Below are 14,160 nucleotides of genomic sequence, written 5' to 3'. Positions count from 1 at the left end.
TTAGTAATAATCCATTCTGAACCGTATAGCCGAACGGTAATCCCCTGCTCGCAACGTCTGTTGGTTACCCACCAGGCTCAGGGTGTAATGCAGTTGCATTTCTCCCTGGGTCATGGCTCCGGCCTGCAAGACATCCCCCGGTGCTGCTACCTCGCCTCTGGCATCACGTATCATCAACGCCACGCCGCGTGCCTCTCCGCTCACTCCGAAGTGACCGCGATCGTCATCACCGTCAAAGGTCACCTGAAAGCGCTGCCAGTCGGGGGCTGTCGCATCAACACGGACCAGCACGCAATCCACCAGGCGGATGGCAAAATCTTTTTCTGGCCCGCGACCGTCCCGGATCAGTTGGCTGACCGGGAGGGTGTCCATCACCAGACTCTGGTCACGGTCCCCAACTTCAATTGCACAAGGCGTCTCAACAATGGCGCCTTCCATGCTGACGCGCCCCTGCCCCAGCACATCAGCGGAAAATGCACTCCCGGAAAACGCCAGGGCACAACACATCAGCAGGGAAGGCACCACACAAGGCGAAACGCCATAAGTCCATTTCATTAACCAACTCCATGGGTCGCAAAAAAAACCTGCGGCAGAGCCGCCGCAGGTTGTTCAGCACTAGACAACGAACTTACTGGTAGGACAGTACGAAGTTGGTTGGAACCTGGAAGCTACCTGGTTTGATCACAGCGTCTTCGCCACCACCTTTCAGAGCCGCAGTGAAGCTCAGGGTGTTGTTGGTACCATTAACCACAGTCCGAGCTGCGGTAGGGGTGTTCAGAGCCACTTTGGCACCGTCAGCCTGAGACATCAGAATATAAGCACCTTCAGCAGTACCGATCAGACCCAGACTGGTAGCATCATATGAAGAAGCCGTACCGGTGAAGGTCACAGAGACTTTATCTTTGGTGCCTGCAGTAGCAATGACGCAATCTTTCAGCTCAATGCTGAAAGCTTCTGGCGTAGAGACACCGGTATTATTGTTAGCTGCCAGAGCAACGTTGGACACGGCACCCAATGGGATAACCTGATCCAGTGAACCTGCAGCGATAGAGCAAGGTGCATCAGTGATAGAACCGGTAAAGGTGATCTTGCCTTCGCCTTGGTTAGCTGCGTAAGCCGTGCTAGCCACCAGGGAAGCGCCAATGATCATTGCAATTGCTTTAACTTTCATGAAATCCGTTCCTATGATTTATATATTAACTAAAATGTTAGGCGGACTGTGAAATACACTGCCACGCCTTTTATCACTACCCAACAATATTTCCGTTGCTTAGGATTGGCGCTATAATACCGTCGTAAGAAAATACTTATATAGGACATTCCTCTTTGTTTTTTCCTGCTGTCTTATAAAAAAACCCACCTCAGCGAGCAACTCAGCAAGTATATGTATACACTAGGAAATATCTTAATAATGCGTTTTAAATAAGCATTTATTGCTAGTGAAAAAAGCAAAAAAATGTCTATTTTCAGAATTTTTTTATCACTATTATCGGCATGAAATACATTGACGAACTATTTTTTACATTTGTGTAACTTCCCGTTGCGGGTTGAGCGTTCTCCCCTCCCCCGCATCCCGACATGCCACAAGCGGGGAACAATATCGGTTATAATACAAGATTGTGAGATTGCGGCGCTGTACTGTAGCCCGGCAGCAGAGTAGGCTGGTTTAATGAGGCAGAGTCAGGTCTTAACCTACAGAGGTGGACATGGTTTTTACGATTTTTAACATGATTGCGTTCAGGAGCGAAGACGGGGCGATGTGGAACATTGCACAGCCCGACAGAAGGCTCTCCTTCACTACCATTCCTACCCGGTTGTTCACCTACCTGTTGGAAAACGCCGATAAAATGGTAAGCCGGGAAGAATTACTCAATAATATCTGGAATAAATACGGTCTGGAACCTTCGAATAACTCGGTGAATCAGTATATTTCGCTGATCCGTAAGTCATTGAGTGAGTTAGGTTGTGACGAAGAGATCATTAAAACCATTCCTCGAGTCGGCTTTTATATTGCCCGGGAGATGGTGTCTGCCAGTTCGGAGACACCGCACAACGTCGAAACCACAAGCACCAAAGTTCAGCCTGCAATAGAGCAATCAAGGCTACGCGGAGTGTATAAACCCGCGTTGCTCGCCATCAGCTTGATTATCTCAACCTTATTGGTTCTGCAGCCTTTCCGCTCCGCTACTGGCCACCTGGATTACCGTTTCCCGAAGTCTACGCTGTATAAAATTGGCAATATAGCGACCTGCCCTGTCTATGCGCTTAGCGCTAGCTCACCTGACGTCGCTGCACGCAAGGAAAAATTGGCCGAAGAGTTGGCTGCTGCGCATGCTCCGTGCATCAACAATGAGATATTTATTTTTCACTCAGGCGAACACTATGCCTACCAACGGTCCGGCAGAGCATTCATAACCCGTTGCACCAATAGTGATCACACCCTGTCTCATTTCTCTGACTGTAAGGCCGTCTATGCTTTCGCTAAATAATCGCTCAGGCAGGTTCATCGGGTTGGTTGCTCTCGCCTTGGTCGCTGTAGCCTTGCTATTCAACCTCCTGATGCATAAATTTTTCATTACCGAGAAAGGCCCAAAAGTGAGCTGTGCCGCCTTTTTCCTGGTACAAAGCGACTTGCAAACCCAGGGCGTCATGAGTTTACATATTGATGGTGTAAGCCATGGGAGAATGCATATCTCAGCTACGGTCAAGGATAGCGTTGGCGCAGTAAAGTATAATCTGCTGCGCAATGTCAATTTTGAATATCGTTATGAAGGTGATGGTCACCTCGCCTTGCAACTGGTGGATGTCAATAAAAATGCCAGCGATACTATGCCGAATGAGTTGTTTAACCAGTCCATTTTTGATTTTTCGGTGAAAGCCCGGCAACTGAGGATCACCGAAGTGGGTGATGGCTACTTATTGTGGAATGACTTTTCGCCAGTGATGATGTGCATCCACAATCAATAACAGGCCAGTTTATGACTGAACAGTAAAGCGCTCTCTCTTCCCACTCTGCGAATGCGATGGCTGAAGGATGGCATCCAGCGCCATCGCACGGGTATTTCGCGGTTTATTGCACATGAGTATTACCGAACTTAAGCATATACAATTCATTGAAGTTTCTTGCCCCGTGTCGTTTTACCGCCTTGGCCTTATAACCACTGACCGTTTTTATCGACAGATGCAGCATCTTGGCTATCTGTGATTGCGAGTACCCCTCCACTAAGAGCTTTACTACTCGGTGCTCTTTCTGCGACGACTTCAAGACTTCCCCCCAAATATCGCCAAAGATATTGTCCGCTACCGTCTTGGGTTGCGCTGAGTTCAAAGCTCGGACCAGGTTTTTCAGATCGGCATAGGCGATTTTTTTATCAACTATAAAGTCGGATAAATGCTTAAGTATTACAGAACACTCTTTACCTTTGGAAAGCAGCGTGATCACATAAATCGTTTTGCTTTCCTTTTTAAGGCCATAAATCTGTTTTATGGTGCTGTATATATCGGTTGAGTCTCCATCAACAAAAGCAACGTAACTTTCATCATGATGCAAGCTTGAATTTGGCTCAGAGTTTAAGGACTCGACAATTGAATCGAAGGCAACCTTATTTAAAGGGCAAGGGTAATTCGTGTCAAACAAATACATGGATAACTTCCTGAAAGAATAATACTTGAATTTGGTGAAGCACCAGGCCTAAGGCTATTCAAGATAACCTTGTTCATTGTTAATCGACGTCAGAGGCCTAACCCCTTAAGGGTTTTGACTGATATCTACCTGGTGTTGAACTTATCGTTACTGCTCAGGATTGACGTTGTGCCTGCCAGGCCTAAACCCGGCAAACTGCACCCCACATCAATCTGAGCCTCAAGTTACAGGAAAAGTTATCACGCAGTTATTTATAACTGCAATTACGTTATTTATAGATTTAAATTCTAAATTTTAGATTTATTAATGGAGCTATAGGGATTTAACACCACACAACCGCAGTGGAATTCAGCAGCAAGTCATCCTATTGCTTAACCTCAACACCAAGAATGCTGTCTATTAGGTGATATCAAGCATTATTCCTTAGCTTTAGCATGTAGAGCTCATTGAAGTTTCTTGCCCCATGTCTTTTTATCGCCTTAACCTTATAGCCGCTGATGGTTTTTATCGATAAGTTTAACATTTTGGCTATTTGGTATTGGCTGTGGCCATCCAACAACAGCTTCAACACCAGATACTCTTTCTGAGAAGACTTCAAAATGTCCCCCCAGATATCGCCAAAAACATTATCCGCTAACGCCTTGGGGCTTGCCGTAACCATGGTTCTGATCAGCCGTTGCAGATCGTCATAGGTGATTTTTTTATCCACCACGTAATCAGATAGATGTCTGATCACCGAGGAACAATCTTTATCTTTTGACAGCAACGTGACCATATAAACAACTTCGCTGTTCTTGCGTAACTCGTAAACCGACTTGACGACGCTGTAGATATTAGCCGAGTCCCCATCAACAAAAGCGATAGAACCCTCGCCATAACGCCAGGCAGGGGTTGGCTCACATCTCAAGGAATCGATGAGCGATTTAAAGGTTACTTTACTTAATGAGCAGGAATAATCTGAGTCTATTAGAATCATTGGAATACTTACCTCCTGGTAAAAATAATCCATCCATATTGGAACGCACAGCATTCAGGAGCACCAATGACTGGCGACCCAATATCGTCTTTAATATATATCCAGGTTCTAATACCATAGGCAGAGCAAGCCAAAATTAATTTCCGGCTCTTTGATTTATGCAAAAAACTCTCTTATCACCTGGATAAAGTCATGACATTCCTTTACACCCAGCCTTATCAGTATATTCTTATAAAATTATTATCGTCAATCACTTTTATTGCTTACAATAACTATCAAACATCATAAAAAACATTCCTTATATTTTATAATCGCTTATAGATGGATTTATTCAAGAACACAATCAATTATAAGACAAAAAGAAAAAACAAAGAGAAAACTCCCATTTAAATCCGCTATGAACGGCAATACAATAACGCATGACATTCAACACAACCCAGCAAATCAATTATTAATCAGGATATCCAACCCCAATCAAAGCTTATTGTTACGCTTTGATTTTTATATTGATAAGTAGAGCTCTTTCGCGCGTAAATGGCCGTTCATCGGGACAGGTAGATATCAAAACCCACCAATCATCAAAAAAGAAGCGCTGACCAAAAGATACCGCCGCCAAACAGTCATACAGGATATAGGGTGGGGCTGGAGGGTCTTTCATACCTGCAAGGAGGCGCTATGATAAAGCGCACTTTCTCCATTTTCATCGCCCAGCACGACCGCTATTTTGCTCATGGCTTTGCGTCGGACTAAACGCATTCTACTACTGACAAGAGATATCCCTACGCTGGTTGACAGCGATACTATCCCAACGACCGGGTTAGTGGCTATAAACCGCAGTATTGGAAAATAGCTAACCATTGTGCTTCATGCCCCCTTCTCTAATGCAGCAGCTTGCTTCTTTCAGCCCCCTTTCCTTACCGTTTAACCTCATCGATGTAACCTATTCAGTCTATTACAAGAGCAGTTTGCGTAATGCTTCCAATTTTTGGCTGTGACAGCCTATTGCCTACTGGGCTAGTATAGCGGCTGAAAAAGATCCTGATGCTTGCGGTACGTAAACCTAGGATCTTGCCGAGTTTGGCGCGGCTTTTATCCGCCAATCTCGTCATTGTGCTGGCTTTGAGTGACAAAGGTTTGCCAGCCTGTTTGCCGGTCATATATGCTCAATCCCTTGACCAACCGATTGATTTATTTGAGCAGCGCTTGCTGTTGCTCATCCTGAACGTTTTGGCGGTTTTTAATGAGGCGACGTGATACCCAATGACGACAACGAATATCACAATCAACTTTGAATTCAATGGATTGGAACAGTAACGTTATGACAAGCACCGAAAAACTCGATTCGCACACCCCTATGATGCAGCAGTACATTTTTTCAATGATTAACTCGTTGAAATAGAGGGGTAAAGAGATTACAAAGTATGTTCTAGTATACCTATAAGCTACAATTCCTTTCAGCCAAGCGTCTATGCTCATGAGTTTAATGCTCCACCTCATGAGGTAATAGGGAATGGTCGAATGATGAGAAAAGGTCAAAACCACACCAATTTAAGCATCGGTTTATGTAGGTTTGAACAATTTTCATATATGGTCAATGAGGGATTAAGCATAATTTAATCATACATATATCGAAAATTAAATTATACTTTCGAATAAACAATCATGCCTTATACAAGAAATGCGATATCAAAGCTGTGGTGTTGTCTGATATGGATATCCCCTTTTTGTTTTGTAACCTCTCTCTGATATCATGTATAAGTGTTTCTTTGCACGCGAGGAAACAACATATAAAAGTCTACGGGCAACATAGTTTTGATGTTCTTGATCGCAATTGAAAATATCATTCCAGTTAGGTATTTTTCCATTTAGTAAGCCAGTGCAAATTACTACTTCATACTCATCACCTTTTGTGGAATGACAAGTTGTGATTTTAACTCCGTGTTTATAATTGAAAAAGGAATGTAAATCACTTGCTTTATAATTCATTTTATACTTCAGCATTCTTTTCTTTGTGGCATTAATTAAAAAATCCATTTCTTTATAACAATGGCTATCCATATTCATACCCAAATCAATAAAATAGCAAAAGTTCAGTATAACCTCTTTCAACCAAACATCAATTTCACAATTATATTCCGCAGATGATGAAATTTTATTTATCCACTTCAATATTTGTTTGGGCGACAAAGACTCAGTATAGGGTGCATGAATATTTAATTCTTGAAGAAAATCCCGCAGTAGCTTCTGTCTTGTATTAAAATTCGAGGGGACTCTATTGATTAAAAAAAGTTTGATCAAAGCGAGCCAGAGGTTTTCATTATTCTTAGGTATAGGCGAAATCATAACTCCATCAATTTCTATATCAGGATTAAGAGCGACAATATCATTTGATAATTTTATCACATCAAACCAACCAGGACACAGAACAGCGATTTCATTTGAAAGCACTCCCTGAGCTAAATGAGTTCTAATTATACTTGATATATAGATTGGCAGTTGAGTAACATCTACTTCACTTTCTTTAAAGATTACTGATTTAAAATCCTTATTGTCTGAAAGTGAGTTTATATCAAAATCTTCATCTTTATACTTACTGTAAAAATTGACAATAGATTGGCTACTACGAAAACAACCCGTTAATTTCATTTCAGTTAAACTTTCAAGTTGGAAACAATCAGTCAATTCATCTCTGTTTTTTACGACCGCACCCAAGCCAGTGTATATAGCCTGCTCTTTATCTCCTATAAAAGTAACCATGGTATTTTTCTTTAATACAATTTGTCTAAGTATTTCATACTGTATAAGAGAAGTATCTTGATACTCATCGACTAAAATACATCTTAAAAGTAAAGACAATCTTTCACAAAGCGCGTCGTATTTTGTTAATACGCGACAAGTTAGATTTAATATTAAATCAAAATCAATTAACTTGTGCTCATACAAATGTTTATGATATTCCTTTACCACTAAATATTCTTTTGTGCCACGAGAATAAAGTTGGATAAGATTAAAATCCAAATTAGTAAGGACTTTATCATTTATAGATAAATCATACTTTTCTTTTAATGCATTCAATAAAAATTCTTTTTCATGCTCATCAATTACATTAAACCCTCTGCAAAGCCTGGGTATCTTATCTACGTTAGGTTTTATAATCCAATTCAAACAAAAACTATGTATTGTTCCAATCCATAACGATTCACTACTTATGCCGAAAGACATAATCCGTTCAAGAATCGTATCTGCTGCTATATTAGTATATGTGAGAGCTATTATTTTCTTCTTACCTACACCAAATAGCTCTTTATTTTCTAAAATATAACAAAGCTTAGAAACTAATGTTTTTGTTTTACCCGATCCTGGACATGCTGTTAATAATAAATTGCCTTTGAATTTCACGGCATCCATTTGCTCAGAGGTTAAATTTCTATATGGCATAAACTATAACTCCAACAATTTTACAAAACTGTCATTGAAGTGTTTCTTATATTCTTCCATTTTACTAGAAAAGTCCTTTTCAGCACTTATGCAGTCAAATTCCTCCGCACCCATGAATGACATATTGTAGTCAAGCATTTTTTGATATATAGGTTCGACATTTCTATCACCAATAACAAACTTAATGGCTTGCAAAATATAATCAGGAACACGATTATCAACACTGAGATGCCCTACCATTTCCGTAGCTAACCATCCCTTTCCTATTTTCTTTGCAAACTTTAACACTCTTTTATATCGAACTCTGAGATCAGATGACTTAACGTCTAATTCAGCCTTCTTAAAGTAGGCATCTTTTTTATAATCAGACTTCATAACTTCTAAAAACAAGTTATTGTTTTCATCGTAACGAACAAGCTCTGTTTCGAAAGTATTCTCTGCATAATGAACAGTAATAAATTTATTACTTTCAATATATTTATCTAATTCTTCCTTTCTTCGCAGACCATCATCTTCTGCATCTACCAGAGATTCGACAAAATCCGTATCAAAAATATCATCAGCTACCTTTACATAGGCCGAATCAAGATCCGTGATAATTGCACATTTCCTTTTCAACCTTTTTTCATGGAAAAGATTAGAAATATGCTTGAATACAGTGCCATCTACTTTGATCAAACTTATACCTAACTCATCTAAACTGATGCCCAAAGTTTCTTTAACCATAGCTGGTATTAGAATAAGCTCTGCATCGCCTTCTACCAGAATGACACTCTTAGCAAACAAAAGGTCGCTACGAATTGCATCAAGATACCGTTCTACGGAAGAAATCTCCTTAGGCGTTAAACCAGAAGATGGATGATAAACATCTGTGAATCCCTTTTGACGAGATAATATGTTCATTGACGATATTTTTGATACAGAACTAATTTGGGTTGAATGTGTAGATACAAACACTTGTGTATTTTTGAAATTGAAGTTATCGAAAAGCGTCTTTTGGATATGGTTATGGATGTGTGCTTCTGGCTCTTCAATTAACAAAAAATGAGTGATATGTTCTTCACTATCTCTTATTTCTTCGTATTCATACAGTTTTAAAGCAAGATAAATTAAGTTTGCTCCACCAAGACTCAAATCATCGATCTTACCCGAGCCATTATAATCCAGAGAATCTTCAACCACTAAACCGAGTGATTGAATCAATTCTGTAAAGTCCTCTGGAAGTTGTGAAGATACTAATATTTTAGGGGAGTAAGTAGAGCCTACTGTATTGAGTAATGAAGCCGATATTTTATTACTCAATCGCTCAATTTCAGGGATCGCAGAAATTTTACCATTGATCTCTTTCACATTTTCTACAATATCTTTTCTATCATCAATTTGTTTACTTTTTAAAGTAAGTAATTTATACAATGGATTTGTTTTATAATATTTAAGATCTGCAACTACATTCCGAAGTGCTTTGACATAAGTGCAAGCAACTTCGCTACCTAAGGCGAAGTAAGGGGGCTTCTTTACTCCTAACATAGTAGCATCATCTTCATTAGGGTTTGAGAAGGAGTAACTATCAAAATCCCCGACTACTTTTTTATAAATCTCGTCATCATTAAAATCAACTTTTGTTCTAACAAAAGCTACTGCTTCATATGTTTCTTTCGAAATAATATGATTCGATGCATACTCCGTAAATAAAGAAGATCTTGTTTCAAGATTTTCATTTTCCAATGTTAACTCATGCAACTTTTGTCGGATATGAAATCTTGGTCGATATATGAAAGTGTAGTTACCTTCTTTTATAGATTTATCATTCCCATCATTTATTGTATAGTTGGCAAGAACTTGCTCTTCCTCTGACTCACTTAAATCATCAAAATATAGGGTAATTATGATCCAATGGCCGAATGGTTCAGCTAATCCACGGTAGAAATCCTCATTAGAAAGAATCCTGGAATTCATTGGAAGGGAGTCATCCAGAATCAATCTCATAGCATTAAATAAATTTGTTTTGCCAGAAGCATTTTCACCAATGATTGTGTTAACAGAATCTTTTACAAAATGAAAATCAGAACAACGAAAATTTTTATAGTTTCTTATAGATAATCTGCTAATAAACATGATTTCATCAAATCCTATTTTAAATAGTTGTTGTGCAAGAGTTTAACCTATATGCAAATCACTAAAAAGTGCCAGTATCGAAAAACCCCTCTCAAGTCAAGTAAAAAACCATAAGGTTTCAACTCGTTACTATTTCATTGTGTATAATAAAAAAACGAACATTTCTATGAAAATGAAAATTACATGAAAAAACCAATAAAATCAGATGGTTAATTTAAATAAAATTTAATATTGACGATTCAATTCATCTGTTGGATATTAAGTAAACTAAATTTTACAGACTCATCCTATAATGATATTAATACTTAGCGATAGTTATGATGTTCATGCCGATGTAGTTTCCAAAAAAATTGGGAAGCATTTTTTCCGTTTAAATTTAGATATTGAAGCTCTTAAAAAAACTAAAATTACCTTTAATGGGTTAGACTGGATTATCACTCAAAATGATATGATAATTAAGGCATCAGACATAAAATGTGTTTGGCCGAGAAGGGTATCTGTCCAGATTAATTCGGAACAACAGCAAGATCAAAGCAATGGTTTTAGATTATGGCGTTCTGAATGGAATAAAAGTCTTTTTGGATTATATAACGCATTATCAGAGGCTTGCTGGTTTAACCATGTCAAAGATGCAACTCTTGCTGATAACAAATACTTCCAAAGCAAAATAGCTAAAAAAATTGGGTTAAATCAGCCCGAATTCATCACATCTAATTCCAAACAAGATCTTACAAGTTTTGTAGCTACTAATCCTGATTCGGTCATTAAATTCATGTCGCAAGACATGTATATCTCTGAATCTGGCGATTTATTGGGTTTATATGTGAATAAAATCACCCCAGAATTACTTGAAAATTTCCCAAGTGACTGTGAAAATCCAATTACACTTCAAAAATACATTAATAAAAAATTCGAAGTTAGATATACCGTAATCGAACAAGAACATTTCGCCTGTGCTATTGACTCTCAACGTTCAGGTAAAGCAAAAGTAGATTGGCGAAGATATGATTTACCGAATACACCACACTGGCGAATTGATGCACCACAAATAATAAAGGAAAAAGTTAATTCATTAATGACGTTGCTGAATCTTCGTTATGGTGCTTTAGATTTCATCGTTGATGAAAATAATGACTGGTGGTTCTTAGAAGTAAATTCTGCCGGTCAATGGTTATGGATTGAGGATTTGTCCGGAATGGATATATCCAGTTCCATTGCAAATTGGTTAACTTCACATAGCAGGTAAACAATGAATGTATTTGGTTTAAATTTTCTCGAAAAAATGGAGTCCGAACAGAAAGTTGATGTCTCCACTTGGGCTTGGAAACCCGAAAATAGCGAAGCTCAACGAATCTATGGCTCAGGTATGTCAACGAAATCGCGTGAGTCTACTTATGCTGCTGAAAAAGATAGCAGAGAGGATTCAGATCGTCCTAACGAAGGATTAGCAGCATAATAATATGACCAGTGAATTTTCATCTATTCACTGGTTACTATAAGGAAAATAATATGAATCAGGTAGACACTTTTTTTAAAATTATAATCGGTGTTTTTTTCTTTATATATTCTATATTGTTTTTTTATATCCTGTCTGAAATGATCGGGCCATTAAATTATTTGATTTTTTTCCTGCCAGTTGTCATTTCAATACTCCTATGCTTTTATTTCCAAAAAAGTTTAAAGAAGCTTAAAAGTGCAAATGATTTTTTGCTTTTTTCTGCTGCTGGACTTGGTGCTATAAGGTTAGTCGCTTTGAAACTGAGTCATGATAGCTTAGTATTGAATCAAATTTTAGATGCTTTAAAAAACAGTACATTATTACTGATGGTTTTAGCCACAGCAGCAACTTTGAAGGCATCAATAGCTCTTTTCGAGATTTTCACTAACGAATAAGATTATTATTTTACACGGATTTTATTTTTATATAATTTTTCAGAATTAACACGCTAATTATAGGAATTATTAGAACCATGATTGGAGTTAGAAAATACAACCCGTCTTTAATCCATGGTTCTTTTATTATTAATGACAGGAATAATAAAAGAACAATACATACTAATGAGATCGATAAAGCTAAAATTTTTCTCTTCATTACACACCCCCTGTTATTTTATGTATAAATAGCTTGTTTTAATACTTTGTCAATACTTCATGAAATTAAAATAAGCAAGGGCTAACTCTTAGAAGCTGCTGCGCTCGCTTCTAAGAGTTGCCTTGCTTTTTCTGCCCTTCGGTTGAAAAAGAGAATTCAAAATCGTTAGCGAAGCTATTGACAATCTTTCCATCCATTATATAAAAGTTATATATATGAAAACATAAGGAATATGTTTATCGTAATCAAACAGCTTTAATCATTACTATAAAATGGAGTTTATATGAATGAAATAAAAAACATATCAGAAATAGATCTGTCGCGTTCTTCTTGCCGGGGAAGCTTTAACACCAATAAAATGCCTACCGAAGCATTAAGAAGCTATTGTGTCAGTGTAAGACTAAATAATGAAGAACTATCCCTTCTCAATACGAAAAGAGGTCGATATCGCAAAGGTGAATGGCTTCGCATGGCATCACTTCAAAAAATACCGCCTATTATACCTGCCATTAATTTAAATGCCTGGAAAGCTCTATCGGAAATATCACAAAAGCTAAATCGTATTGCGACTCATATTGATGGCAAGAGCAAAGAAAGCCAGCTTACTCATACAGAGCTTTTCGCTGTGAAGCGACAACTGGAAGAGCTTCGCCAGCACCTGATAAATGCTGACATATGGAGCAAACCCGATGAAGGGTATGCAGAAGATCAAAAGGGGTAAGAATTTCTCAGGTGTTGTTCATTATGCATTGAAACCAGGAGCACATCATAAAAGTGATCCAGTCGTTATCGGGGGCAATATGCTGAGTGACTTAGCCCTTGAACTGATTGCTGAATTTGATGACACCAAACAGCTTCGCCCGGAAGTAGAAAAAACGGTGTGGCACAATTCGCTTCGGTTGACCTGCGGTGAAAGCCTAACCAATGAACAGTGGGTATCATTTGCCAACGACTACATGCAACGCATGGGGTTCAGTGATACCCATCTCAGGTGTTATGTGTTGCACGACGACTCAGCAGGCCAGCACATACACATTATCGCCAGCAGGATTGATTTGAACGGCGGTAAGTTGTATTTAGGCAGGAACGAGAACCTTATCAGCACCCGGATCATTAGTGAACTCGAAATCACTCATGGTCTGACAGTAACAAAATCCGCAGCTTCTATTGACCCACAGCAAGCGAAGCGTAAGAAGTTATCTCGCAACGAACTGATGCTTTCTCAACGGACTGGAGTTCCTTCACCTAAGGAAGCTCTTCAACAGCTCATTGATAAAAGTTTAGCTGATACGCCTGAACTTCTAACTTTTATCAAAAGGCTGGAAGAAGCTGAAGTTTCCTGGACGGCCAACATAGCTTCTACTGGCAAGATGAATGGCTTCTCATTCGAATTCACTGGAATAGCATTCAAAGCTTCGCAGCTTGGGAAAAAATACTCGTGGGCGAATCTTCAAAAGCTTCTCAACTACGAGCCTGAACGCGACAACTCGCTACTGTTGCATACCAGGCCAGTTGTTCCAGCACCAGCACCAGCACCAGCACCAGCACCAGCACCAGCACCAGCACCAGCACCAGCAGGGATGGTAATTAAGACAGCTAGGGAAACGCTAACGATTTCAGAAAAAATAGCTTCTCTTACTCCTTCTCTAAAGGCTTCTATTGCTCTTACACCGTCTTTAACACCGAAGACAGCGGTTAAGGAAGATAAGCGCAAACGTATAATTAATGCCGTTCTCGATTTGCAAAATGACCAAAAAATCAGGAATGCAAAGCTTCTCCGCTTCACCCCATGGATTTCCCTCATTAACTTACTGAAAAAATACGGTTTTTGCTTGATACATACTTTCAAAAAATTCAAGAGAGTCCTAAAAGCCCACGCATTAACCCCATCAATTC

General features: G+C 39.0%; 14 protein-coding genes. 8 read left to right on the top strand and 6 right to left on the bottom strand.

The window, feature by feature from the left end; genetic code table 11:
* Nucleotides 1–555 (bottom strand): fimbrial protein, encoded by a 555-nt coding sequence (locus ACKWMY_RS23730; RefSeq protein WP_409487171.1) that lies wholly within the window; start codon nucleotides 553–555, stop codon nucleotides 1–3.
* Between the two features lie 73 nt (nucleotides 556–628).
* Nucleotides 629–1,171, bottom strand: coding sequence for a fimbrial protein (locus ACKWMY_RS23725; protein WP_074031624.1), 543 nt, complete (start codon nucleotides 1,169–1,171; stop codon nucleotides 629–631).
* Between the two features lie 535 nt (nucleotides 1,172–1,706).
* Between ACKWMY_RS23725 and ACKWMY_RS23720 the strand changes: the two genes are divergently transcribed.
* Both ACKWMY_RS23720 and ACKWMY_RS23715 read left to right on the top strand, forming a co-directional pair.
* Nucleotides 1,707–2,489: a transcriptional regulator gene (locus tag ACKWMY_RS23720; RefSeq protein ID WP_074031623.1), complete on the top strand. Its 783-nt coding sequence runs from the start codon at nucleotides 1,707–1,709 to the stop codon at nucleotides 2,487–2,489.
* On the top strand, nucleotides 2,473–2,967 hold the full coding sequence (locus ACKWMY_RS23715; RefSeq protein WP_074031622.1) for a hypothetical protein: 495 nt from the start codon (nucleotides 2,473–2,475) through the stop codon (nucleotides 2,965–2,967). The genes ACKWMY_RS23720 and ACKWMY_RS23715 overlap by 17 nt, the downstream gene beginning before the upstream one ends.
* 103 nt (nucleotides 2,968–3,070) lie before the next feature.
* Here the strand turns inward: ACKWMY_RS23715 and ACKWMY_RS23710 are convergent, their stop codons facing one another.
* Complete coding sequence (locus ACKWMY_RS23710) at nucleotides 3,071–3,643, bottom strand: helix-turn-helix transcriptional regulator (RefSeq protein WP_074031621.1); 573 nt, start codon at nucleotides 3,641–3,643, stop codon at nucleotides 3,071–3,073.
* Between the two features lie 409 nt (nucleotides 3,644–4,052).
* Nucleotides 4,053–4,619 (bottom strand): LuxR C-terminal-related transcriptional regulator, encoded by a 567-nt coding sequence (locus ACKWMY_RS23705; RefSeq protein WP_074031620.1) that lies wholly within the window; start codon nucleotides 4,617–4,619, stop codon nucleotides 4,053–4,055.
* A 1,041-nt stretch (nucleotides 4,620–5,660) separates the two neighbouring features.
* Between ACKWMY_RS23705 and ACKWMY_RS23700 the strand changes: the two genes are divergently transcribed.
* On the top strand, nucleotides 5,661–5,873 hold the full coding sequence (locus ACKWMY_RS23700) for a hypothetical protein (RefSeq protein ID WP_178380952.1): 213 nt from the start codon (nucleotides 5,661–5,663) through the stop codon (nucleotides 5,871–5,873).
* Nucleotides 5,874–6,305: 432 nt separating this feature from the next.
* On the opposite strand, the gene ACKWMY_RS23695 is transcribed toward ACKWMY_RS23700, so the two are convergent.
* Both ACKWMY_RS23695 and ACKWMY_RS23690 read right to left on the bottom strand, forming a co-directional pair.
* The gene (locus tag ACKWMY_RS23695; RefSeq protein WP_409487170.1) at nucleotides 6,306–8,057 is read right to left on the bottom strand and encodes a UvrD-helicase domain-containing protein; all 1,752 of its coding nucleotides are present in this window, start codon (nucleotides 8,055–8,057) and stop codon (nucleotides 6,306–6,308) included.
* Nucleotides 8,058–8,060: 3 nt separating this feature from the next.
* Nucleotides 8,061–10,172: an ATP-dependent nuclease gene (locus ACKWMY_RS23690; protein WP_409487169.1), complete on the bottom strand. Its 2,112-nt coding sequence runs from the start codon at nucleotides 10,170–10,172 to the stop codon at nucleotides 8,061–8,063.
* A 292-nt stretch (nucleotides 10,173–10,464) separates the two neighbouring features.
* Here ACKWMY_RS23690 and ACKWMY_RS23685 point away from each other — a divergent pair, with 292 nt between their 5' ends.
* From ACKWMY_RS23685 to ACKWMY_RS23665, 5 genes are all read left to right on the top strand, one after another.
* Nucleotides 10,465–11,418: a hypothetical protein gene (locus tag ACKWMY_RS23685; protein ID WP_409487168.1), complete on the top strand. Its 954-nt coding sequence runs from the start codon at nucleotides 10,465–10,467 to the stop codon at nucleotides 11,416–11,418.
* Between the two features lie 3 nt (nucleotides 11,419–11,421).
* Complete coding sequence (locus tag ACKWMY_RS23680; RefSeq protein WP_248578184.1) at nucleotides 11,422–11,628, top strand: hypothetical protein; 207 nt, start codon at nucleotides 11,422–11,424, stop codon at nucleotides 11,626–11,628.
* 53 nt (nucleotides 11,629–11,681) lie between these two features.
* On the top strand, nucleotides 11,682–12,065 hold the full coding sequence (locus ACKWMY_RS23675; protein ID WP_409487167.1) for a hypothetical protein: 384 nt from the start codon (nucleotides 11,682–11,684) through the stop codon (nucleotides 12,063–12,065).
* Between the two features lie 557 nt (nucleotides 12,066–12,622).
* Nucleotides 12,623–12,985: a hypothetical protein gene (locus ACKWMY_RS23670; RefSeq protein ID WP_409487187.1), complete on the top strand. Its 363-nt coding sequence runs from the start codon at nucleotides 12,623–12,625 to the stop codon at nucleotides 12,983–12,985.
* Nucleotides 12,954–14,160: relaxase/mobilization nuclease domain-containing protein (locus ACKWMY_RS23665; protein ID WP_409487166.1), on the top strand; the 1,207-nt coding region annotated here is incomplete at its 3' end. The genes ACKWMY_RS23670 and ACKWMY_RS23665, both read left to right, overlap by 32 nt.

The sequence above is a fragment of the Serratia sp. J2 genome, from assembly GCF_046269175.1.
Classification (GTDB): domain Bacteria; phylum Pseudomonadota; class Gammaproteobacteria; order Enterobacterales; family Enterobacteriaceae; genus Chania; species Chania fonticola_C.
This window is presented reverse-complemented; position numbering and strand designations above follow the sequence as displayed.